This window comes from Collinsella sp. AM10-26 (assembly GCF_003472525.1).
Taxonomy (GTDB): Bacteria; Actinomycetota; Coriobacteriia; order Coriobacteriales; family Coriobacteriaceae; genus Collinsella.
In genome coordinates this window covers 212,736-236,904 of sequence record NZ_QRMC01000001.1, presented here as the reverse complement: position 1 = coordinate 236,904, position 24,169 = coordinate 212,736, and the positions used below count along the sequence as shown (strand labels likewise).

Here is a 24,169-nt window from a genome sequence, read left to right as displayed (position 1 = left end):
CGGCGAGCCCCTTTGCGTCCTGCGGAATATTTTGGGAGGTAGCCCAAACAGCCTTGGCTGGGTCCTGTGTAGTCACCCTTTAGGCGGAACTCTCCTAATTATTTGGATGAGTCGTTTACTTACTTGTACTGTTACCGTCTTCCCGCTCTTGTTGGGGTATGCTTTGTTCGTATGTAAACGTATGACATGTTGATGGGGGAGGGTGCTATGGCTCGCGAGAGTGCTCGTTCTAAGGATACGGCTAAGCCTGGCATCAAGGAAGTTGCGGCGGTGGCGGGGGTTTCGCCTACTACGGTATCTCGCGTGCTTAATAATCGCGGCTATATTAGCCAAGAGACCCGCGATAAGGTCCATGCCGCGATGAAGCGCATCAACTATACGCCCAACGATATCGCCCGTGCCATGCTCAACGGTCGCCTGAATCTTATCGGTATGATCGTCCCCTATGTCAGCAGTCCGTTTCATGCCCAAGTGGTTCAAGTCATTGAGCATACCCTGGCCGAAAACGGTTTTAAGATGCTGCTGTGCAATAGCGCCAATCGACCCGAGCTTGAGCGCTCTTATATCGACATGCTTCGACGCAATATGGTTGATGGCGTCATCGTCAACTCGCTTAATATCGGTGCCGAGGCGTATGCCGAGATGGGTTTGAGTCTGGTTGGTATCGACTGCGACCTTGGCGAGGCCTCTGTTCAGATTGCGAGCGACAGCTATAGTATCGGCGAACTTGCCACGCGTCGCCTGATCGATGACGGGTGTTCGCGCATCCTGTGCCTGCGCAGCAATAGCCGCATGCGCATGCCTGCCAATAAGCGTACCGATGCCTACCTCGATGTTGTTGAGCAGGCCGGTTTGCCCGCGCTTGTCCGTGAGGTCGAGTTCGTTAAGCCCGACGACGAAAAGAGCGCGGTCGTTGCGAAGATCCTCGATGAGAACCCCGATATTGACGGCATCTTTGCGGGAGACGACACGATGGCGGCTATCTGTCTTAACGTGATGAAGCAGCGCGGCTTGAGCGCTCCGGGCGATATTAAGGTCGTGGGCGCGGATGGTGCCCGCCGCACTATGACGTTTATGCCTGACTTAACAACCGTTCGCCAAGATATCGATCGCATCGGAGAGCTCGCGGCGCAATCCATCATTGCTCTTATTAACGGCGAAAAGCCCGAATCGAATATCAAGCTCCCCGTTGAACTCATTGAGGGTAAAACCGCGTAGTTCATCCCGTGCCAAAAGAATTCCTCAAACACCTCTGATGACCGTTCGCCGGCATATGTCAACCGTTTGCCGACGACTGGAACTGCGAAAAGACGTATTGGTGTGAAAACGTTTGACATATGAAAACGATTGACATATCTTGCAGTTGTACCGAGTTAGTATCTCGTGAGAAAGGAAGTCTCGGATGCACAAGGTGTATTACCAGCCTGAGGGAATTTGGGTAGGCGACATCATGCCGTACGGCGAGGACGGCACGTTCTATCTCTATCATCAGCGTGACACGCGAACCCCCGGACCTTTCGGAGAGCCGTTTGGCTGGGCACTCGCGACAACCAAGGACTTCGTCAATTACAAAGACTTTGGCGAGAGCCTTGAGCGTGGCGGCGACGAGGAAGTCGACCAGTATGTTTATGCCGGCACGGTGTTTAAGGTGGGCGACAAGTACCATGCGCTCTACACTGGTTGCAATCGCGATAAGGTCAAGGCACGCTTGATGAAGCAGGTTCTTCTTCACGCAACGAGTGACGACGCCGTCAAGTGGGAGAAGAACATCGCCGAGACGCTGCTTCCGCCCCAGGAGGGTTACGATGACCGCAACTGGCGCGATCCCTTTGTGCTTTGGGATGAGGAGAACGAAGAGTACATGCTCATCCTCGGCACGCGTGTGGGCGAGGACAAGCGTCTGATGACCGGTCGTCTGGTCAAGTTCACCTCCAAGGACCTGGATACCTGGGAGTTCCAGGGCGACTGGTGGAATCCGGGCCTGTACACCATGTTCGAGATGCCTGATCTCTTTAAGATGGGCGACTGGTGGTATCTGGTGTTCTCCGAGTACAGTGATGGCAACAAGACCCGTTACCGCATGTCTCGCTCTATCAACGGTCCTTGGATCACTCCTGCGGACGATTCCTTCGATGGCCGCGCGTACTATGCCGCGCGTACCGCATTTGACGGCGAGCGCCGCGTTCTCTTTGGTTGGGTTCCTACGCGTGACGAGGGCGGCGACCCCAGCTCTTACCTGTGGGGTGGCACCTTTATGCCCCTCGAGATCGTTCAGCGTGCCGACGGAACGCTCGGCACCAAGCTTCCTGACAGCATGCTTGGCGCCTTTGGCGAGGCTAAGGCAGTCGAGGCCTTTGAGCTCTCCTGCGAGTCGGGCAAGGTCGAGCAGGTGCTCGCCGCGGATGCCGGTTCCACCTATATGCTCGATGCCGACATCGAGCTCGCCGGTGACGCTGCCGGCTTCTCGGTGAAGCTTGCCGAGGACGCCGAGTCCGGTCTTGCCTATGAGTTCCGCGCCAACCTGCGTGAGGGCAAGCTCGAGTTTACGGCGGCCCCCCAGTATCCGTGGTTCCAGGTCAACAACATGGGCCTCGAGCGTCCGTTGTTCTTTAAGGGCGAGGGCACTCATCATGTGCGCCTGGTCGTTGACGACGATATCGCGACCATCTTTGTCGATGATGTTGCGCTTAACGCTCGATTCTGCAATAAGCAGGGCCAGGGTGTGGCGCTGACGGTCACCGACGGTACGCTTAAGTGCGCAAATGCAACGATCGCGTCTCTGTAATGGCATCAAAACGTCTTATGATTTCGTAAAGGAATGGAGAGGAACATGGACTACAAAGTAGTGTCTCAGCAAGTCGTCGATAACGTCGGCGGTCTGGAGAACATCGAGGGCGCCACGCATTGCGTTACGCGTCTGCGTCTGGTGCTCAAGGATACGAGCAAGTACAACAAGGCCGAGCTCGAGAACATCGATGGCGTCAAGGGCGTGCTGTACAACAGCGGCCAGCTCATGATCATCTTCGGTACCGGTACCGTCAACAAGGTTTACGATGAGTTTATGGCTCTGACGGGCGTTAAGGAGATCAGCGCTTCCGAGGTCAAGGGCGCCGAGGCGGACAAGAAGGGCAAGTTCTTCTCGGTCCTCAAGGTATTCTCGGACATCTTTATCCCCATCATTCCCGCTTTCGTCGGCGCTGCTATCATCATCGGCCTTAAGTCGCTGATCGTTGCCAACGGCCTCTTTGGCATGGAGGGCAGCCTCGCCGATCACAGCGAGTTCCTCAAGAACCTCGCAAGCTTCTTTGCCATTATCGCCACCACCTTCGACTACCTACCTGTCCTGGTTATGTACAGCGCGGTCAAGCGTTTTGGCGGTAACCCGATCCTGGGCATCCTCGTCGGTATCGTCATGGTTCACCCGAGCCTTATGAACCGTAACACGTTCGTTATGGACCCGACGGGTGCTGAGTACTGGAACTTCGGTCCGCTCTCCATTCCCATGGTTGCTTTCCAGGGCGGCGTGTTCCCTGCAATCCTGACTGCCTGGTTTATGGCCAAGGTCGAGAAGATTGCCCAGAAGTACATCCCCGAGGTCGTTTCGTTCGTCTTTGTCCCGACCGTTACCCTGATTCTTGCTAACGTCGCCCTGTTCACCGTGTTCGGCCCGCTCGGCAACCTGATCGGCGACGTCCTCGCCGGCGTAATCGATATCCTGTACAACAGGATGGGCGTCTTCGGTGCCTTTGTCTTTGCCGCATTCCTGCAGCCGCTCGTCGTTACCGGTACGCATCAGTTCATCCAGGGTATCGAGGCAAACCTCGTTGCCACGACTGGCTTCAACTACATCCAGGCAATCTGGTCGGTTTCCATCATCGCCCAGGGCGGCGGCGCCATCGGCATGTACCTCATTCACAAGAAGCATTCCAAAGAGCGCAACATCTGCATGTCGTCCTTTATCCCGACGCTGGTCGGTATCTCCGAGCCCGCAATCTTTGCTGCAAACATGCGCTACTCGATCATCCCGTTCATCTGCGCTTGCATCGGTGCAGGCTGCGGCGGTGCCTTCGTGAAGCTCTTTGAGGTGCGCGCCATCGGTCAGGGTCTGACCGGCGTGCTTGGCCTGCTCATCGTTACGCCCGAGACGCTCGTGTGGTATGTGGCTGGCAATCTCATCGCCTTCATCGTGCCGATCGTCTTGATCTTTGCCTACAACAAGGCAAAAGGCGTGCCGACCACCGATGAAGAGGGCGCTGGCGCTGGCTTCGACGTTAGCTTCTAGTTGAGCCGTTCAGCGTAATGTGCGGATAAGTCCATTTGGGGAAGGGCGTTCGGCTCGTGTGAGTCGAGCGTCCTTTCCTATAGACGAGAAGGTCAATGGCGATGTTTAATCAAAAAAACAAGGTGATGCGTGCGGACTATGAGCAGTGGCGTGCCGGACAGGATGAGACGGCGGCTCGCATCGCGTCCGACCCCGATAGGCTTTTGTTCCATGTGGAGCCTGAGCTTGGCTGGCTCAACGACCCCAATGGTTTGGTTCAGATTGGTGATACGTATCACATCTATCATCAATACGATCCGTTCGATGCTGCGCATGGCGGTCCAGTGCTTTGGAACCATCTGGCGACAAAGGATTTTGTGACGTACGAGAATCACGGTCCCGTGCTGTTCCCCGATTCCGATTTGGATTCGAGTGGAGCGTATTCTGGTTCTGCCTTTGTACGTGATGGCAAGATTCACTACTTCTATACCGGCAACGTTAAGCATTTTGACCGTGATGATTACGACTACGTGTTGACGGGCCGTGAGCAAAACCAGATTCATATGGTTGCCGAGAATCCCGACGAATTGGGCGAGAAGCGCATAGCTGTTGGGCCGGTCGATTACCCCGACGATATCGGTACGCACGTGCGCGACCCCAAGATCCTTGAACACGACGGTATCTACTACATGGTTCTGGGCGCTCGTACGAAAGACGACCGTGGCTGCGTGCTTGTCTATACCTCGCGCAATCTTGAGGACTGGAGCTATGCGACGCGCATTGAGTTGGGCGAGAAGTTTGGCTTTATGTGGGAGTGCCCCGATCTGTTTGAGCTCGATGGCGAGCTTATTCTCGTTTGCTGTCCGCAGGGTGTGCCTGCCGATGGTTGGCGTTACCGCAATCCGCATCAGTGCGTGTGGTTCCCCATCGAGGCCGATTGGGAGGCGCCGAGCTTTAAAATCGTCGGGAAGGGCATGCCCCCGATGGTCGATGCCGGTTTTGATTTCTATGCCCCGCAGTCCTTTGAGGACGCTGCGGGTCGGCGTTTGATGATCGGATGGTCGGGTTGCCCCGATGCGACGACAGAAAGCCCGACGGCGGCGCGCGGGTGGCAGTGCGCGCTGACGATGCCGAGAGAGCTGAGCATGCGCGGCGGCAAGCTCTGCCAGTGGCCGGCGCACGAGATTGAGAGGATGCGCGGCGATTGCGTTCGTGCTGTAGGCGGTGAGACCGTTGAGGAGCCGGGACGCCTGTTTGATGTCGTGGTTTCCTGCGAGGGAGCCAAGATGATCGAGCTCGAAATCCGCAAGGGTGTCTTTGTGCGTTATACGGACGGGATGCTTGCCCTCGATATGGGCGACGAAGGCTATGGACGCGACCAGAGGTCGATCGAGCTCGGCGAACTTCGCGACCTGCGCGTGCTTTCGGACACTACGATGGTCGAGATTTTTGCCAACGGTGGCGAGGCGGCACTTACGAGCCGTACCTATTCGCCGGCGGTTCCGGCGATGGCGCTGAACGCCGAGGGTGCGGCGTCGATGGATTTCTACCGCCTCGCTCATTAACCGTGCATGGAGCACGATTGGACTTGTTGGGCGGAATGTGTCGCAGTTGCCGCGGCCAGCTACCGCTTATCGCGTATAGCGACCGTTTGCGGAATAAGTAACACTCCTTAATAAACCGTGTAGAATCTCAGATAAGCACGGAGTTTTCCAGGGAGACGCTGTCCTTTGTTGTGTGCAAGGGACGGCGTCTCTTTGGCGCTTGGAGGCCGTTCTACAGCAGGACGGTGGACGTGCGTCATATATTAAAAAACCAACGTCGAGATGGGTCGTGATAAGAATGGGCAAGTATGTAATCGTGGTTGAGTCTGGGTCGGATGTGACGCCAGAGCTCTGCGAGCGCTACGGCATCGTGCGCGTGCCCATGCATGTCACGATTGGTGACGAGACCGTCGAGGACGGCTCGATCGATCCGCTCGAGATTTATTCGCGCTGCAACGAGTTTGGTGTGATGCCCAAGACCAGTGGCTGTTCGCCAGCGGATTTTGCGTATGTGTACGACCGCATCCATGCCGAGCAACCCGACGCGACTATTTTGCATCTTGCATATTCCGAGGCCACGACCTGTTCGCATCAGTCCTCTAAGATTGCGGCTCAGGGGCGCGACTACGTGTTCTCCATGGACACGCGCTTTGTCTCGGTGGGCCAGTCGCTCGTTGTCGTCGAGACCGCCAAATACATCGAGGCTCACCCCGATGTCACCGTCGACGAAATCTTTGCATTTACGAACTCCGTCATGGACCGCGTGCTGCTGGGCTTTGTTCCTACGGACCTTGCCTTCCTTAAGGCGGGCGGTCGCTTGTCCAACGTCGCGTTCCTGGGCGCCCATCTGCTCAAGATTAAGCCCTGCATTGAGGTGACGGGTGGTAAGTTCGTGGCGACCAAGAAGTTCCGCGGCTCTATGCTCAAGTGCGCCCGTGCCTTTATTGATCACATGGTAGAGAAGGGCGAGATCGACTACTCGCATATTGGCCTGGCGTATTCGGTAGGCCTTTCCGAGGAATTGCGCGACGACATGGAAGTCTATGCGCACGGCCTGGGCTTTAAGGACGTTACCTGGACTCAGGTCGGCGGCGTCATCTCGAGCCATTGCGGCCCGACCGCCTTCGGCGCGGTGCTCACACTCAAGGCGTAAAGGCCTGGCGTCTATCGATTTCTATTGCCACGGCGGCGGGCGGGTTGCGATAACCCTCCCGCCGCTCTTGCGTGGGGTCAAATAGAACAATCCAATTGACCGCTAAACCATTTCACCATCATGCGTATGGGCTAGAATGGCTCTGGCATTTTAATTGGTTGCACCCAAGGAGAGGCAAGGTAGCGCGAATGGCAGAAATGACGCTTGAGGGTGTGGACGCTCGTCCCGAGGACTCTGCGTTTGCCCTTGGCCGCGTGCATTCAATCGAGACGATGGGAACGGTCGACGGACCCGGCATCCGCTTTGTGGTGTTTGTCCAAGGCTGTCCCATGCGCTGCGCGTATTGCCACAATCCCGATACCTGGTCGGTCAACGGCGGCACGATGGTGACCGTCGAGCACCTCATGGATGAGTTCCAGAGTAACCACGAGTTCTATCGCAGCGGCGGAATTACGGTGTCCGGCGGCGAGCCGCTCCTACAGCCTGAGTTTTTGGCCGACCTGTTCCGTGCAATGCACAACAACCCCGATGGCCGCGTGCATACCTGCTTGGACAGCTGCGGCTATGCGTTCGATCCCAACCACCCCGAGAAGTTCGATGCCGTTCTCAACGAGACCGACATGGTGCTGCTCGACATCAAGCATGCCGATCCGGCTGAGCATAAAAAGCTGACCGGTTGCGATCCCGCACGCATCTTGGCGTTTGGCGATGAGCTTGCACGTCGCAAGATCAAGGTCGTTATCCGCCACGTGGTGGTGCCCGGCATTACCGACACGGTGGAGGAGTGCGAGGCGCTCGGTCGTCTGATCGCTCCATGGCACAACGTGGTGGGCCTGGAAATGCTGCCGTATCACACCATGGGTGTCGCCAAGTACGAGCAACTGGGCATTCCCTATAAGCTTGAGGGCGTGCCCCAGATGGATACCGCGCGCATGCCCGAGCTGCGCAACGCCGTCATGACGGGCATGAAAAAGCGCCGCGCCGAACTCAAAAACGCCATCGGCTAGCGAGCCATTTTCGCTCCCCAAAGGCACTCATTGGGGACAGACTTAAATGAGTACCCCTGGGCACCAAGTTGATTGCCAAAGAGCCCCGTCAAGTTGCGGTGGAATAGTTCTTGTTTTTCGGCTTATGCCGTCCAAACAGGAACTATTTCACCGCAACTGCGTTTTGGGTAGAGATGTGCAACAGAATTGGCAAAAATGCATAGAAACGCTTGTGGTTTCTTTAAAGACACCTTAAACGCCACTGAATATCTTTGGAAAGAAATGCCTGCTCGGTATCATGCTGCTCGTATATAAACGGTAGCAGTCAGGAGACCACGTGCGAAACATCGCATCGCGGGACGAGTATGTGCCGCAGCATGGCAGCAGATATAAGACGAAGGACACGTCTTCGCGTGGCCTTGCCGACACTCGCATCCGCGTGAGGAAGATTGCCGCCATTGGGATGCTAACGTCGGCGGTTATTATCCTCGGAATTACCGCCAAAACCTACGCGTCGGAGCGAATGGCACACTCAGATGCGTCAACGGTACAGACGCAAAACAAAAAGGTCTCTGAATCTAAAGTCACCGCAAGTCAAACCCTGTCGACAGCGAACCTCAAGACGGGGCTTTCGAAGGCGGACTTTAACGATATTCCCTCAGGCGATACCGTGCAGACCTTCTCGCTGGTTGATGACCAGATCCTCGCCCTGGAGGATGAGAACCTCGCCGCACTCCAGAATGCGCTTGACCAGGCGCAGGAGCTGGGCGATGTGGGCGTGGTGTTTTACGACCTGTCGAGCGGTAAGGGCGTGACGTATAACGCTGATGTCGAGGTGTACGGTGCGAGTAGCTACAAGGCACTCTATGCGTTGTACATTTGCGAATCTCTGGTCGAGACGGGCCAGGTTTCACTCGATGACTCCCTTGGCACCTATGGTGGCTACAACATGGGTTGGCAGACGGTACGCGACTTGATCGAGGCTGCGGTCGTTTATTCAGACAACGATTCGTTTATTGCGTTACGTGCGGCGTTTGACCGTGTCGGTTACGAGGATTGGATTGTCGGTCTTGGCATCGATTACGATACGGCACTGGATCCGATGAGTGATTTTCCGACCTACTGCCCGCGCACTTCTGCGAGGTTATGGCGTGAGATGAGCGAGTATCTGAGCATGGATACCGAGACTTCACAGTGGTTGTCGGGCCTTCTGACATCAACATCGCGCTCGTTTATTCGCGATGGCATTGCGGACGAGCAGGTTTTGGTGCGCAACAAGGCAGGCTGGATTAGCGAGGATGGTTACTATTCGACATGCGATGCAGGCCTCATCGACATCGATGGCCGTACCTATGTCATGAGCGTCATGACATCGATGCCATGGAGTGACCGTTCGAGCGAGGTTACGGCCGCGATTGCAAAGGCTCTGTTTGATACGCGAGCTGCACTGGCTTAGCGTGTTCGTTTGGCGAGGTCAAACAAAATGCTGGTACCATACCTTGGTTGAGAATTTCGTATAGGTTTGGGGAATGGTATGGCTACCATCGCGATTATCGGTGCGCTCGAAAAAGAGATCATGCAGATTAAGGAAGAGCTGAGCGACGTTTGCGAGGCACGGGAGGCGGGCTTGACCGTTGTGAGCGGTGGGCTCGACGGCCTGACAGTTGTCGCCACAACGGCGGGCATGGGCACGGTGAACGCCGCCGCTGCGACACAGCATCTCATAAGCAAATATGCCCCGCAGGCCGTTGTGTTTTCGGGCATTGCGGGCGGCCTAAATCCCAAGCTCCATATTAACGACGTGGTTATAGGCAAGTGCCTGCGCTATCTCGATACCGACACGGCGCTCATCGCCGAGTCGGCGCCGGGGCTCGAGGAGTTTGTCTCGACGCCGGCGTTGGCTGATGTTGCCGCCGCCGTGCTTGCCGAGCACGGGTTTGTGGACGTATCGCTGGATGTGGCGGCTGCGGAGAAGGACCCCAAGCAGTTCCTGCGTGGCACTATCGCCACGGGTGACCGCTTTGTTACGGGTGACGCCATGCGTAACGCTGCGATTGAGGCCACGCATGCCGATTGCGTCGAGATGGAGGGCGCGGCAATTGCGCACATCGCAGCCAAGAATGGTGTCGATTGCCTGGTGCTGCGCGCTATCAGCGATAATTGCGACGAGGCATATGACGCGTTTTGCGAGCGCGAGTTCGATCTGGATGAGTACGCTCGCACCGCGAGCGGCATCACGCTTGACATCGTTCGTCGTATCGCCGCCGCGCAATAGCACGCCCGTTTTGTAAAAACCTACGACCAAGGAGTGTCCATGGCCGATTCCATTAACTACCAGCTTGCCAAGTTCGTCGCCAGCTACGGCAAGGTTTCGCAGATTCCCGAGTCCACCTGCCCCGAGGTGAGCTTTGTCGGCCGCTCCAACGTGGGCAAGTCGTCGATTATGAACAAGCTCTTTGGCCGCAAGAACCTGGTCAAGGTTTCCAGCACGCCGGGCAAGACGAGCAACATCAACTTCTTCGAGGCCGATGACGTACACTTTGTGGACCTGCCGGGTTACGGTTTCGCCCGTCGCTCCAAGGCCGAGCGCGACCGCTGGGCCGAGCTTATCGGCGACTTCTTCGACTCCGAGCGCAGCTTTAACCTGGTTGTGTCGCTGGTGGACATTCGCCACGACCCCAGCAAGCTCGACCACGACATGATTGACTACCTACAGGGCAACGAGTTCAACTTTATCGTCTGCCTCACCAAGGCCGACAAGCTCAGCCGCACCCAGCAGGCCCGTCAGGCAGCGGCCATCAAGAAGCAGCTTAACGTCCCGGCCGAAAACGTAATCATCACAAGCTCCCAAACCGGCACCGGCATCGACGAACTAAAAAAGCGCATCGCCGAGGCTTGCCTCTAGTAAGGCTGCAGCCCCTCAAAAGCTCTCATCTATATCACCCCAGTGATAGTTATTGGTAAACTATCACTGGGGTGATATTTTTAGGAGGTCGATATGGAGCTTTGGCACGGGTCGGAGGTTGTTGTCGAGCATCCATCGTTGGATAAATGCAGGCAATTCAATGACTATGGGCGCGGGTTTTATTGCACACCACATGAGGAAATGGCAATGGAATGGGCATGCCGGACCGAGTCTGATGGCATTGCCAATCGATATGAGCTTGATTTAGATGGCCTTGCGATTTTGGATTTGGAATCAGGTGGGTTCTCGATTCTCAACTGGCTTGCAATTCTGGCGAATAACAGAGAGTTCAATGTTTCAACGCCAGTAGCACGCGAGGGGCTTCGTTATCTGCTGGATAACTGCCTGATTGATATTTCTCCCTATGACGTTATTCGAGGCTATCGTGCAGACGATTCCTATTTCTCGTTTGCAAGACAGTTTGTCAACGGCATGATCTCGCTCAGGCAATTGCAGCGCATTATGTTTTTGGGGGATTTGGGCATTCAATATGCGCTTATGAGTGAGCGTGCGTTCTCGGCGATTAAGTTCCGCGATTGGAAGCAGGCTTCGGGAGCTGAGTTTTATCCCAAACGATTTGAGCGAGAACAGAACGCTCGACGAAAGTACCTGGATACGGTAAACGGATTTGACTCTGATGGTGTCGACATTAGGGATTTGATGGCAGGGAGGGTTGATTTAAATGATCCAAGAGTTAACGGATCGTGGGCCGAGTAGGACATATCCCGTCTATTACCTTGAGGACGCAATGAACAACCTCGGGGATTGCTTCGACTATGCCGTTAACGATTACGGAGCAGAAGGATCGGAAGTTGCTGAACTCTTTTGCCTGAGCGGCGTAGCTCGCGAGTTCGAACGCGGCAACGCATGGGTAGTGTCGGGAAAGTCGGGCGTTGAACTATTTGCGCTCATCTCCGAAAGATCTGGTTACCAAACAGGGTCGATGCCAGATCGGACCTACCGATTTGAGAAGACACCAGAATATTGGACGGGCTGGATACTGGCATATTTGCAGTGGCGCCTAGGGGAATCGTTCGAAGATCTGCTTCATGTTGTTCCATTTGATGCGCTGCGAAACCTGTACTACCCCTGGCACGAAGCCTCGGAGGAACGCGTGGCTCGTCTCGTCTGCGATATGGCGAAAAAAGCGTCCAGGCAAACCAAACTTGCGTTAGCGAGAAAGAAGCTTAAGAAAACCCAACAAGACCTAGCATACGAATCGGGTGTGTCACTCCGCTCAATCCAAATGTACGAGCAGCGCCAGAGAAACATCAATGAAGCTTCGGTAACAAGCGTAAGAGCCATAGCAAAAGCCCTCCACTGCAACATCGAAGACCTCCTAGAACCAGTCTTTGAATTCAAAGAATCCAGCGCCGCCTAAACCAAGCACACAGCCGATGCCCGCCTCTAGGAAGTGCTCCAGCCTAGTAAGAGCCCCTATCAATAAAAAGCCAAACTATCAGCCCGGCGCTTTTACAGAGCGAAGGTCCCTGTAGCCGCCGCCAGCGAAGTTAACGTAGGGAGGCCAGGGGCTTTGCCCCCAAATCTTTCCGCAGGACGGCAGGACCCCCGCCGCACGAAGTGCGCAGCGGGGGTCCTGTCATGTCCGAGGACGATTTGGGGGCAAAGCCCCTGGCCTCCCCGGCGGGTATAAAGTACGGCGACTACAGGTATTCGATTTGAGCGCCTTCCGTGTCGCACGTCAGAATATGCGTATCACACTTGGGGAACTGCTCGCGCAGCTTGACCTGCAGGAACTTGGCTACGATGGTGTCATCGGTTACGGCCATGAGGGTTGAGCCCGAACCGCTGATCCAGATGGTCTTGGCACCGCCGTTCAGGCAGGTGTCGCGCACGGCGTTGTAATCGGGGATCAAGCGGCGACGATAGGGCTCCTGGATGCGGTCGTCATTGGCGGCGGCAATAAGGTCCAGGTCGCCGGTCTCCAGGCCGCGCGTCATGCCGGCGATGCGGCCCATTTGCCACACGGCGGTGGAGAGCGGAATCTCCTGCGGCACGACTTTGCGCGCCTCGCTCGTGTGCACCTCGTAGGGCGGAATCACGGTAATAAAACGCAAGCGATCGCTCACCTCATAGCGCAGGCACTGGGGCAGCGAGTCGGTCGGCGTAAAGGAGCAGACGGCGCCGCCCAGGATAGCGGGGGCGACGTTATCGGGATGGCCCTCGACCTCGGTGGCGATGCGGACGAGCTCGGCGCGGTCGACGGTGTGGCCTGTCAGCGCGGCGGCAGCCATAATGCCGGCGACGACGCAGGTGGAGCTGGAACCCAGGCCGCGGGCGACGGGCACGTCAGTCTGAATGTCGATAGCGACGGGGAATGCCGGCTCGCCCCAGGCGGCCAGAGCATCGACAAAGCTCACATAGACCAGGTTATTCTCGTTTTGGAACTCCTCGGGGCAGCCCGTGATGGTGAGTTTGTCGGCGCGCTCGAAGGTGAAGTGCGAGTAGAGGCTGACGGCCATACCGAGGGTGTCGTAGCCGATGCCTAAGTTTGCGCTGGTGGCGGGGACGGTGATCTTGATCATTGCTGTTGGTCCTCCTGGGGGTCGGTTTCACGCTTGCTCCGCTGCTCGGACAGTCCTGCTCGCACGAAGGCCACATTTAGTGGCCTTCGGCTCGTGCGGAACTCGCGACGGAACAAGCGTGAAACCGGCCTACGCCGTCTCCTCACCGCGCTGGGGAGCCAAATTAAAAGAAAGTGCGCCGGCTTTCGCCGGCGCCTTATAAGGGGTTTTAGTTGGTAGTCATCTTTTTTGCTGCAGACTCTACGTAGTTGGCCATCTCATCGACGTCACAGACGTCTTCGAAGCGGACGGGTTTGGATTCGAGTTCGGCGAGCTGGGTCGGGGCGACCGTGTTGGTGGCCTGCTCGAGCACACGCATGGCCTCAAAGTCGTCCTCGGGAACGTCGAGGCCCAGGGCGTCGCAGCAGGCGCGCGGGAACTTGTAGGGGCTGGCGGTCGAAAGCAGCACGCGGACCTTGGCGCCCTCGGCGGGGGCGACCTGCTCAAAGACGTGATAGCCGCAAGCGGTGTGCGGGTCGATCACGTAGCCGTTGGCGTCCCAGCAGCTCTTGATGGCAGTGCGGACCTCGTCCTCGCTGGCCCAACCGCAGCCAAACACACTTTGGATCTTGGCCAGCAGCTCGGCGGGCACCTCGTAGCGGCCGGTCTGGGCAAGCTGCTCCATAAGGCCGGCAACGAGCTCGCAGTCGCCGTCGGACAGGAAGTAGAGCATACGCTCCAGGTTGGAGCTGATAAGGATGTCCATCGACGGCGAGATGGTCGTGAAGAACGGACGGTTGCGGTCGTAGACGCCGGTGGTCAGGAAGTCGGCCAGCACGTTGTTCTTGTCGCTCGCCACGACGAGCTTGGCGACGGGCAGACCCATGCGCTTGGCGTAGTAGCCGGCCAAGATATCGCCAAAGTTGCCGGTGGGCACACAGAACTCTACGGCGTCGCCAGCCTCGATAGCGGCGGCGCGCAGCAGCTGCGCATAGGCGGCAAAGTAGTAGACGACCTGCGGCACCAGGCGGCCGACGTTGATGGAGTTGGCGCTCGAAAGCACCGTGCCGGCGGCCTCCAGGCGCTCGGCCAGCTCCTTATCGGCAAAGATGCGTTTGACGGCGCTCTGGGCGTCGTCAAAGTTGCCGCGGATACCGCAGACGGCGACGTTGTCGCCCTCCTGTGTGGACATCTGCAGATTCTGGACGCGGCTGACCTTGCCCTCGGGATAAAAGACGGTAATGCCCGTGCCCGGAGCATCGGCAAAACCAGCGAGTGCGGCCTTGCCCGTGTCGCCTGACGTGGCGGTGACGATCATGATGCGCTCGGCGCCGCCTTCTTTGGCGGAGGTGCGGGCCATCAGGCGGGGGAGCATCTGCAGGGCGACGTCCTTAAAGGCGCTCGTGGGGCCGCCAAAGAGCTCCATCACATAGGTCTGAGGGGCGTCGGCGCCCGGTGCGGCATCGAGTTTGACGAGCGGCGTAACCTCTTCGCTCGCGAACGTGCCGCGGTATGCTTCGTCGACACACGCCGAAATTTCTTCGGCCGTGTAATCATTCAGTAACATTCCCAACACATCTTGAGCGATTTCAAAGTACGATTTATCTGCAAGCGAGCTGATATCGACCTGCTGGGTGCCGAGCTCGTCCGAGACAAACAAACCCCCGTCGGGAGCGATGCCAGTACGGATTGCCACCTTACTTGAGCACGATAAAGTGCGTCCTCGTGTACTATGATAAGTTCCCATATAACACTGCTCCTCGGATGCCTTGGTCCCAATCGGTGAAACCATGGTATCAGAGCGCGCAAAATAGGTTCGCAGAGGCTTTTTAGAAAGGTAACCTCCAGCCCATGATTAAGATTGCCAAGTTTGGCGGCTCGTCGGTCGCCGACGCCGAACACTTTAAGAAGATCAAGGCCATCGTCGATGCCGACCCTGCCCGCCGTTTTGTGGTGGTTTCTGCCTGCGGTCGCCGTTTTAAGGGCGACACCAAGGTGACCGACCTGCTTTACCTGGTTAACGCGCACGTTAAGTACCACGTGTCGTGCGAGGAACTGCTCGAGGACATTGGCCAGCGCTACTTTGATATCGCTGACGAGTTGGAGCTCACCTATCCCATCCGCGAAGAGTTTGCGGCCTTTGCCGAGCGTGCTCGCTCGGGCGGCTACTCCACCGAGGAGCTCGTGAGCCGCGGCGAGTACTTCACCGCTCGCCTGATGGCCGAGTACCTGGGCCTGCCGTTCCTGGACGCCGCGACGGTCGTTGCATTCCATCACGATGGTACGCTCAGCATGAACCGCACCTCCGAGTTGGTGCAGGAGTACGGTCAGCAGGGCGGCTTTGTTATGCCCGGTTTCTATGGCGCGACGCGTGAGGGTCAGATCAAGCTGCTCGATCGTGGCGGCGGCGATATTTCCGGCTCGATTCTGGCCAAGTGCCTGGGCGCCGATCTGTACGAGAACTGGACCGACGTTTCGGGCTTCTATTCTGCCGATCCGCGTATTGTGCCCGAGGCGCAGCCCATCGCCCGCGTTACCTACGAGGAGCTGCGTGAGCTTTCGTACATGGGCGCAAGCGTCCTGCACGAGGAGGCCGTGTTTCCTGTGCGTGAGGCGGGTATTCCGCTGGTCATCAAGAACACCAATGCGCCGCAGGACCCCGGCACCATCATTAGCGAGACGGCTGACGAGGGCGAGGCAGAGCCCATCATTACCGGCGTGACCGGCAAGCGCGGCTTTGTCGCCATCAATGTGGCCCGCGACCGCACCAAGCCCCGCGTCGGCTTTATGCGCCGCGCGCTTTCGGTGTTCGAGCGCTATGACGTTTCCGTTGAGCACATGCCCACCGGCGTCGATCGCTTTGGCGCCGTGGTGCAGGAGCAGGATGTGCACGATTCGCTGTACTCGCTTGTGGGCGACATTCAACAGGAAGTCGAGCCGCTCGAGATCGAGGTGGTTGAGGGTCTGGCACTTATTGCTACCGTCGGTCGTAACCTGCGCGGTCGTGCAGGTATCTCGGGCCATCTGTTTGGCATGCTCGGCCAGGCCGGCGTGAGCGTGCGCATGATTTCGCAGAGCTGTGACGAGATCAATATCATTATCGGTGTCGAGGAGAAGGACTTTGACCTGGCGATTCAGACCATCTACCGAGCCTTCTCCGACGAGAACGGCATTGTGAAGGTCTCCGATCTGGAGGCTCCTGCGCCGGTCGATCCCGCTCTGGCCGCACTCCACAAGTAGTTTCCGTCCCGGTAGATTTTTAGGATGTCCCAAAAATCTACTGCCGGGCGTTTCGTTTCGGTTTCGTTTCGACGGGGCGGGTTTTGTATCCGCCCCGTTCTTGTATAAACTGGGCAAGAATATCCGGCCTGCTTGGCGTGCGGGCGATAGCTACAACCTTTAAAGGGGGAAGCATGAAACAGTACACGGTTGCTATTTTGGGCGCGACGGGAGCTGTGGGCACCCAGATGCTCGAGTGCCTCAACGAGCAGGAGTTTCCGGTCGGTAAGCTCAAGCTGCTGGCGAGCGCGCGCTCTGCGGGCAAGACCGTTGAGTTCCGCGGCGAGCAGGTTGTGATCGAAGAGGCTTGCCCCGAGGCCTTTGAGGGCTGCGACATCGTACTCGGCGCTGCCGGCGACGATATCGCCAAGGAGCTGCTGCCCGAGGCCGTCAAGCGCGGTGCCGTTGTGGTCGACAACAGCCACGCCTTCCGTCTGGATCCCGAGGTGCCGCTGGTCGTGCCCGAGATTAACGCCGATGACATTAAGTGGCACCACGGCCTGATCGCCAACCCCAACTGCGCGACCATCATCGGTCTGGTTCCTACGTGGCCGCTACATCAGCTCGCCGGCGTGAAGCGCATGATCGTGTCCACGTATCAGGCAGCTTCGGGTGCTGGCGCTCCCGGTATGGCCGAGCTCGAGGCTCAGCTGGCCGCTCTGGGCCGTGGCGAGGAGATTCCCGAGCCGCGTGCATTTGCCGCCCAGCTGGCGAGCAACCTGATTCCGCAGATTGGCGGCGTCAAGGAAGAGGGCTTTACCTCCGAGGAGATGAAGCTGCAAAACGAGGGCCGCAAGATCATGCACCTGCCCGAGCTGCGCGTGAACTGCACCTGCGTGCGCGTGCCCGTGCTGCGCTCGCACTCCGAGAGCATTACGCTCGAGTTCGAGCGCGACATCACGGTGGAAGAGGCCCGTGCTGCGCTTGCCGCCGCTCCGGGCGTCAAGCTGGTTGACGATCTGGGTGCCGAGGATGCACACGATCGCTTCCCCATGCCGATGGACACCTCCGACCAGGACCTGATCTGGGTCGGTCGCGTGCGCCGTGATATCTCGAACCCCGAGGCCGCACGTGGCATCACCTTCTGGTGCTGCGGCGACCAAATCCGTAAGGGCGCGGCAACCAACGCCGTCCAGATCGCTAAGCTGCTCTGCGAGTAGGTTGACCTGTCCGGCGGGGGCCGGGTTTAGTTTTCAGAACGTCCTCGACCATGTGTGGCGCCTTGTCCTGCTCCTTCGGAGCCGCGGACAAGGCGCCACACTGGTCTGCGGAGTGTTCTGAAAACTAAACCCGGCCCCCGCCTGCGGTGACGCTGCTGCGCGCGGCCTGCGATGGGGCCGTTGTTGGTTGGGGCCGTTGGGCTGATGTGGGGGCACGTGGTTGTTGCGGGCCCTGGTCCCGGCGGCGGCCTTGGCGCTTCGCGCCTGCCGCCTTTGGGGACTGTGGGGCTCGGCCGGCAGCTGCGGCGCGTTCGCGCCTGCTGCCTTGGGTGACTTTGGGGTCGATTGGGGTTGTCTGCACAATTCGCGGTATTATGTTGCGGAGTTTTGAAAGGAGCCGCTGGTGGTCACGACGACGTTTGCTTCGCCTTTGGGCGAAATCCTGCTTGCCGCTGATGGCCGCGGTTTGACGGGGCTTTGGTTTGAGAGGCAGGAGCACTTTGGCTCTACGCTACTCAAAGAGGATGCGGAGTATGTCGTAGGTGCCGATGCGGTTTCTGGTGCCGGTGGGATGTCTTCGGTGAGTCCGGCAAATGGTGCGGCTTCTTCGGTGCTTGAGCGTTCCTGGGCTTGGCTGAATGCTTATTTTGCGGGGCAGGAGCCTCGGTTTACGCCGCCGTTGCATATGATTGGCACGGCGTTTCAGCGTGAAGTTTGGTACGAGCTGCTTTCAATTCCGCGTGGCGAGGTCGCTACGTATGGCGAGATCGCCCAGCGTGTTGCGGCTCGACATCGTGTGCCGGGAAATGAGGCACCCGTTGTGTCTCCCCGTGCCGTGGGGGCCGCGGTCGCGCGTAATCCCATTTCGATTATTGTGCCGTGCCATCGCGTGGTTGCCGCCGATGGTTCGCTCAACGGATATGCTGGCGGCCTTGACCGCAAGGAGTGGCTGCTGCGGCTTGAGGGCGCGTACGAGGAGTAACGCTCGAGCACTTTGCATAGCCAAGATGCCGTGAAAGAACGGGACACGCTTTCCGAATGGAGGCTCAGACGGAAACCACGTTCCGGAACTCTGTTATAAAGCGGGATGCGCTTTCCGAATGGCGTCCCGAGCGGAAACCGTGCCCCGGAATACAGCCTCAGAGCGGGACGCCGCTTCCGGTTGAGACCACCTGCCTGGACATCGATCTACGCCCGCTCCTGCAGGGCGTAGATGGACTTGTCCATGTTGAACAGATAAGCCACAACGCAGACGATGAAGAACGCCGGCAGATTACCGAAACCGAAGACCTCGCAGCCAATGAGGATCGGCGCGAGCAGCGTGTTGGTGGCGCCGCCAAAGACGGCGGCGTAGCCCAGCGCGGCGCAGAACTCGACGGGCATGCCGAGAATTCCGGCGAGCACGACACCCAGGCTTGCTCCGATGGAGAACAGCGGCGTTACCTCACCACCTTGATATCCTGCGGCAAGCGTGGCGATGGTGAGTGCGAATTTAAGCGCCCAGTCCCAAGGCATGATGGCAATCTTGCCGTTGTCGTCCAGCGCTGCCGATATCAGGTTTGTGCCAAGGCCGCAGTATCGCCCCTGCCACAGTACGAACAGAATCGCCGACAGTGCAAGGCCCATAACGGCAACGCGTATGTAAGGGTTGGGGAACAGCCGCGCTGCAAGGGTCTTGGCATGGGCAAGGCACCAGGCAAAAGCGCCGCCTACCATACCAAACGCGATACCCAACAGCGCTAGCCGTCCAAGACCGGGGAGGTCGAGCGCATACGAGGCGGTAACGGCGACCTCGAACTTCTCGAGTCCTAGGGCGCCGGAGGTCATACTTGCTGCGAGTGAGGCCGTAAGCGCGGGAAACAGCGCGCGGTATTCCATGCGTCCTGCGACCAGCACTTCGATAGCAAAGACCGTGGCTGCAAGTGGCGTTCGAAAGAGTCCGGCAAAGCCGGCAGCCATGCCGATAAGCAAAAACGTGTTGCCGGGGTCGCGGAAAGGCAAACGTCGGCCGATCCAATGTGAGACGGTTGCACCGATCTGCACGGCCACGCCCTCGCGTCCCGCGCTGCCGCCAAAGAGGTGCGTTCCCCACGTGCTCAGCATAATGAGCGGCACCAAGCGCGGGGAGATAGCGTCTTCGCGCCCGTGGCCTACGTCGAATACTAAGCTCATACCGCGTTCGGTGCCTTTGCCCCAAGTGCGGTAGGCAAACACGATGGCAAGGCCCGCGAGGGCGAGGAGGGGAAGGAGCAGAGTGATGTGCTCGTCACGGAAGGTGCCAATCGCCAGAAGCACGCGACCAAAGAGCGCGCAGATGGCGCCAACGATAATGCCGACGGGGATTCCGACAGCGCCCATAAGCACGAGGCCGCTATAGGTGTTGACCAGGCGTTTAATCCTGCTCGATGTGCTGCTTTCTGACACTTCTCCTCCAAAACAAAAAAGACTCCTGCCGCGGCGTGATACCTAGGAGGCACCACGTAACAGCAGAAGTCATCAGCAACAAGGCGGTTTAGGGTGACGCGACAGCTTAGCTAGCGCACCCAGCGGAGACATTCATTCCGAAGCGGCATCATAGCGGTGGGCGAGGCTTGGGTCAAATGGTTGACTTGGATAGCCTCAATGCCTCGCCCACACCCGCCATTCCCCCATATAAAACCTGCCAAAATGAGCCTGTCCCTTTTTGGTGGGTGGGAAATGGGTAATACTAAAGAGTTATCCGACCAGATGGGAATTAATCGATGGCCTATATTGAATTCAAAGACGTCATCAAGGCATACGGCGAGGGCGACGCCCGCATCCACGCGCTCGACGGCGCGAGCTTTACGGTCGAGCGCGGCGAGCTCGCCATCATTCTGGGTGCTTCGGGTGCCGGCAAGACCACGGCGCTCAACATTCTGGGCGGCATGGATACGGCGACCTCCGGCACCGTGACGGTGGACGGGCGCGACGTGAGCTCCGCCAACGAGGCGCAGCTCGTGGAATACCGCCGCGCCGACGTCGGCTTTGTTTTCCAGTTCTACAATCTGGTCCCCAACCTGACGGCACTCGAAAACGTCGAGCTCGCGGCGCAAATCTGCCCCGATTCGCTCGATGCCGAGCAAACGCTTTGCCAGGTCGGCCTGGGCGAGCGCCTCGCCAACTTTCCCGCGCAGCTTTCGGGAGGAGAGCAGCAGCGCGTGTCCATTGCCCGCGCGCTGGCCAAGAACCCTAAGCTGCTCCTTTGCGACGAGCCCACGGGCGCGCTCGACTACAAAACCGGCAAGCAGATTCTGCAGCTGTTGCAGGACACCTGTCGCAAGCAAGGCATTACGGTCATTATCATCACCCACAACTCCGCGCTGGCGCCCATGGCCGATCGCCTGATCCGCTTTAAGAGCGGCCGCGTGGAGAGCGAGACTGTCCAGCAAAATCCTGTACCTATCGAGACGATCGAGTGGTAGCGCCCATGGACCAGGATCGCCAAAACAGCCAAAACCGTGATACGGAGCACGTCTGTCGCGACCGAGAGTTCGCGACCTACCGCACTGCCCAAAGTTCAAACGACATGGTGCCGACGGTGTTTCGCCGTGGCATCTACCGCACAATCCGAGGCGGTCTTAAGCGCTTCTTGTCCATCGTGGTCATCACGGCGCTTGGCGTGAGTGTGATGTGTGGCCTTAAGGCGGGCTGCGAGGACCTGTGCGATTCGGTTGACGCCTACTTTGACCAGCAGAATGTCTATGACATTAACGTGCAGTCGACCTATGGCCTTACGCGCGACGATCTTGCGGCCATTCAAGAGGTCGACAGCGTCGAGACAGCCGAGGGCATCTACACCGAGACCGCCTACACCGCCGTGGGTACAACGCGCGAGCGCGTGGTCGTCCAGAGCCTTTCCAGGGATAATATCGATCAGCCGGTGCTGGTGAGTGGCGATTTGCCCGAGCGTGCCGGCGAGGTCGCGGTGACCTCGCGTTTTTTGAAGGCTTCGGGCAAGAAAATCGGCGATACGGTGAGCTTTGCCGCCAACGATGCGAGCTCGTCCAATCAAAGTGCCAAGGATCAGTTCGCCGCGGGTGATTACACCATTACGGCTGAGGTCCTTGACCCCACCGATGTGAGCTCCGACTCGACCGTCAATGCCTTTCGCGCTGCTTCGGCTGCGGACTATAAGTTCTATGTGAGCGAGGATGCCGCGACATCTTCTTCCTACTCCGCGGTTCACGTGACCGTCGAGGGGGCTAAGAGCCTCAATTCCTATTCGGATGCCTACACGACAAAGATTAATGAGGTCAAGGGCAATATCGATAAGATCCGCGACGGACGCGAAAAGGCACGTGCTCAAGAGTTGACGGTCGATACGCCGGCAAGTTTGGATGCGGCCGAGCGCCAAGCGAATATGCTCTTTGGGATTGAACAGGACAACATCGATCGTATGGCCGAGGGCAGCGAGGAGCGTGCGCAGGCGCAAGCCGACCTGGACCAGCGCCGTGCCGCCGCCGACCAGCAGTTTGCCGATGCCCGCGCCGAGATTTCCGACCTTGGCGAATGCACCTGGTACATCCAGGACCGCGGCAACATCGCGAGCTACTCGAGCGTCGAGAGCGATAGCTCCTCGATCGAGGCCATCGCCACGGTTTTCCCGTTCATCTTCTTTATCGTCGCTGTGCTCATCAGCCTCACCACCGCCACGCGTATGGTCGAGGAGGAGCGCACGCTCATCGGTCTGTACAAGGCACTCGGCTATTCACGCGGGCGTATCCTGTCCAAATACGTGGACTATGCGCTGTGGGCTTGCCTGATTGGCGGCGTGCTGGGCAACATCATTGGATTTGTGGGCCTGCCGCTGTTCCTGTTTACGGTATTCGACGACATGTACTCGCTGCCCCAGATGCTGCTTTCGTACGACATCGTGTCCTCGATCGTTTCGGTGGCGCTGTTTGCCGTGGGCGTGGTGGGCGCCACGATTATCGCCTGCCGCCACGAGATGGCCGAGACCCCGGCCTCGCTCATGCGCCCCAAGGCCCCGCGCGCCGGCTCGCGCATCTTGCTCGAGCGCATCGGCTTTATCTGGCGCCGCATGGGCTTCTTAAATAAGGTCGCTGCACGTAACCTATTCCGCTACAAAAAGCGCGCCTTTATGACCATCTTTGGCATCGCGGGCTGCACGGCGCTCGTGATCTGCGGTATGGGCATCCGCGATACATCGGTGGCGCTTTCGCCCAAGCAGTACGGGCATATCACGCGCTATGACCTGCTAGCGGTCGCCAATCCCGACGATTTTTCGCAGACGTGCGCGGCGCTCGACGAGCGAAGCGCAGCCAAGGATTCCGACGTGACCGTGACTTCGACGCTGCCGATTATGACCGACAACGTCACCTTTACATTTGGCGGCAAGAGCGAGACCGTGCAACTGATCGTGGTGCCCGATGACCGCACGAACGACCTGGACGACTACGTGTGTCTCGAGGACGAGTCCGAAGAACCGCTCGCCCTGCGCGACGGTGATGTGTATTTGAGCAAGAGCTCTCAGCTGGTGCTGGGGATCAAGCCGGGTGACACGGCTCACGTCCAGGATTCGTCGCTCAATGTTGCCAAGGTCAAAGTCAGCGACATTTCGCTTAACTATCTGGGCAACACGCTCTATATGACGCAGAGCACCTATGAGAGCGCGTTCGGTCGAAGCGCGCGCCTCAACGGCATCCTTGCGCTGCTTAAGGGTTCGTCGGCCGATCAGATTGCGTTTACCAACCGTCTTAAGAGCGATGGTTGGATTACGCTGTCGAGTACCGCCGAGCATTGGGAAAACTATGAGGCAAACTTTACGATTATCAATTCGGTCGTGGTGCTTGTGACCTTTATGGCGGCGTGCCTGTCGTTTGTGGTGGTATTTACGTTGTCTAATACCAACATCTCGGAGCGCGAACGCGAGCTGGCGACTATCAAGGTGCTGGGCTTCCGTCGTGGCGAGGTGCACCACTACGTTAACAAGGAGACGCTGATTTTGACGGCGATTGGTGCCGCGCTGGGCGTGCCGCTGGGTGGCCTGCTTGCCGAGAGCTTTACGTACATCCTGCAGATGCCGTCGCTGTACTTTGACGTCGAAGTCGAGCCGCTGAGCTACGTGCTTGCCGTGGTGCTTTCCTTCGGCTTTACGATCATCGTCAACCTCGCCACCAACCGAACGCTCAACAAGATCGACATGGTCGGCGCCCTCAAGAGCGCCGAGTAACCTGCCAAAAAGGGACAGGGTTATTTTGGCAGGTTTTATCTGGGCGAACGCCGGACAACCATTAGGTGGCCCAGCGTTTGCC

General features: G+C 58.2%; 19 protein-coding genes. 16 read left to right on the top strand and 3 right to left on the bottom strand.

Annotated features, from left to right (window positions below; translation table 11 throughout):
* Positions 1-207: 207 nt before the first annotated feature.
* From DW123_RS01040 to DW123_RS00990, 11 genes are all read left to right on the top strand, one after another.
* The gene (locus tag DW123_RS01040; protein WP_225093894.1) at positions 208-1,218 is read left to right on the top strand and encodes a LacI family DNA-binding transcriptional regulator; all 1,011 of its coding nucleotides are present in this window, start codon (positions 208-210) and stop codon (positions 1,216-1,218) included.
* 184 nt (positions 1,219-1,402) lie between these two features.
* Positions 1,403-2,785 (top strand): family 43 glycosylhydrolase, encoded by a 1,383-nt coding sequence (locus DW123_RS01035; protein WP_118272974.1) that lies wholly within the window; start codon positions 1,403-1,405, stop codon positions 2,783-2,785.
* 45 nt (positions 2,786-2,830) lie between these two features.
* Positions 2,831-4,282, top strand: a complete 1,452-nt coding sequence (locus DW123_RS01030; protein WP_040358954.1) for a PTS transporter subunit EIIC — start codon at positions 2,831-2,833, stop codon at positions 4,280-4,282.
* A 101-nt stretch (positions 4,283-4,383) separates the two neighbouring features.
* Entirely contained in the window at positions 4,384-5,826 is a 1,443-nt protein-coding gene (locus DW123_RS01025) for a glycoside hydrolase family 32 protein (RefSeq protein ID WP_158553143.1), read from the top strand.
* A 277-nt stretch (positions 5,827-6,103) separates the two neighbouring features.
* On the top strand, positions 6,104-6,958 hold the full coding sequence (locus DW123_RS01020; RefSeq protein ID WP_117743234.1) for a DegV family protein: 855 nt from the start codon (positions 6,104-6,106) through the stop codon (positions 6,956-6,958).
* A gap of 188 nt (positions 6,959-7,146) precedes the next feature.
* Complete coding sequence (gene pflA / locus DW123_RS01015) at positions 7,147-7,965, top strand: pyruvate formate-lyase-activating protein (RefSeq protein ID WP_117635676.1); 819 nt, start codon at positions 7,147-7,149, stop codon at positions 7,963-7,965.
* A 316-nt stretch (positions 7,966-8,281) separates the two neighbouring features.
* Entirely contained in the window at positions 8,282-9,400 is a 1,119-nt protein-coding gene (locus DW123_RS01010; RefSeq protein WP_117635677.1) for a serine hydrolase, read from the top strand.
* Positions 9,401-9,478: 78 nt separating this feature from the next.
* Complete coding sequence (mtnN, locus tag DW123_RS01005; protein WP_118272973.1) at positions 9,479-10,219, top strand: 5'-methylthioadenosine/S-adenosylhomocysteine nucleosidase; 741 nt, start codon at positions 9,479-9,481, stop codon at positions 10,217-10,219.
* Positions 10,220-10,258: 39 nt separating this feature from the next.
* On the top strand, positions 10,259-10,849 hold the full coding sequence (gene yihA, locus DW123_RS01000; RefSeq protein ID WP_006234871.1) for a ribosome biogenesis GTP-binding protein YihA/YsxC: 591 nt from the start codon (positions 10,259-10,261) through the stop codon (positions 10,847-10,849).
* 93 nt (positions 10,850-10,942) lie between these two features.
* Positions 10,943-11,626, top strand: coding sequence for a DUF3990 domain-containing protein (locus DW123_RS00995; protein ID WP_118272972.1), 684 nt, complete (start codon positions 10,943-10,945; stop codon positions 11,624-11,626).
* A 31-nt stretch (positions 11,627-11,657) separates the two neighbouring features.
* On the top strand, positions 11,658-12,290 hold the full coding sequence (locus DW123_RS00990) for a helix-turn-helix transcriptional regulator (RefSeq protein ID WP_118273031.1): 633 nt from the start codon (positions 11,658-11,660) through the stop codon (positions 12,288-12,290).
* Between the two features lie 283 nt (positions 12,291-12,573).
* On the opposite strand, the gene thrB is transcribed toward DW123_RS00990, so the two are convergent.
* The gene (thrB, locus tag DW123_RS00985) at positions 12,574-13,455 is read right to left on the bottom strand and encodes a homoserine kinase (protein ID WP_006234874.1); all 882 of its coding nucleotides are present in this window, start codon (positions 13,453-13,455) and stop codon (positions 12,574-12,576) included.
* A gap of 208 nt (positions 13,456-13,663) precedes the next feature.
* Positions 13,664-15,181 carry a threonine synthase gene (gene thrC / locus DW123_RS00980; RefSeq protein ID WP_117635681.1) on the bottom strand — a complete coding sequence of 506 codons (1,518 nt, stop codon included), beginning with the start codon at positions 15,179-15,181 and terminating at the stop codon, positions 13,664-13,666.
* A 104-nt stretch (positions 15,182-15,285) separates the two neighbouring features.
* Here thrC and DW123_RS00975 point away from each other — a divergent pair, with 104 nt between their 5' ends.
* From DW123_RS00975 to DW123_RS00965, 3 genes are all read left to right on the top strand, one after another.
* Positions 15,286-16,674 carry an aspartate kinase gene (locus tag DW123_RS00975; protein ID WP_117743714.1) on the top strand — a complete coding sequence of 463 codons (1,389 nt, stop codon included), beginning with the start codon at positions 15,286-15,288 and terminating at the stop codon, positions 16,672-16,674.
* A 173-nt stretch (positions 16,675-16,847) separates the two neighbouring features.
* Positions 16,848-17,873, top strand: coding sequence for an aspartate-semialdehyde dehydrogenase (locus tag DW123_RS00970; protein WP_117743715.1), 1,026 nt, complete (start codon positions 16,848-16,850; stop codon positions 17,871-17,873).
* 403 nt (positions 17,874-18,276) lie between these two features.
* The gene (locus DW123_RS00965) at positions 18,277-18,855 is read left to right on the top strand and encodes a methylated-DNA--[protein]-cysteine S-methyltransferase (RefSeq protein WP_233503857.1); all 579 of its coding nucleotides are present in this window, start codon (positions 18,277-18,279) and stop codon (positions 18,853-18,855) included.
* Positions 18,856-19,061: 206 nt separating this feature from the next.
* On the opposite strand, the gene DW123_RS00960 is transcribed toward DW123_RS00965, so the two are convergent.
* Positions 19,062-20,297, bottom strand: a complete 1,236-nt coding sequence (locus DW123_RS00960; protein ID WP_199407155.1) for a chloride channel protein — start codon at positions 20,295-20,297, stop codon at positions 19,062-19,064.
* Positions 20,298-20,614: 317 nt separating this feature from the next.
* Here DW123_RS00960 and DW123_RS00955 point away from each other — a divergent pair, with 317 nt between their 5' ends.
* Positions 20,615-21,316 (top strand): ABC transporter ATP-binding protein, encoded by a 702-nt coding sequence (locus tag DW123_RS00955; protein ID WP_117743716.1) that lies wholly within the window; start codon positions 20,615-20,617, stop codon positions 21,314-21,316.
* 5 nt (positions 21,317-21,321) lie between these two features.
* On the top strand, positions 21,322-24,087 hold the full coding sequence (locus DW123_RS00950) for an ABC transporter permease (RefSeq protein ID WP_233540099.1): 2,766 nt from the start codon (positions 21,322-21,324) through the stop codon (positions 24,085-24,087).
* Positions 24,088-24,169: the final 82 nt, after the last annotated feature.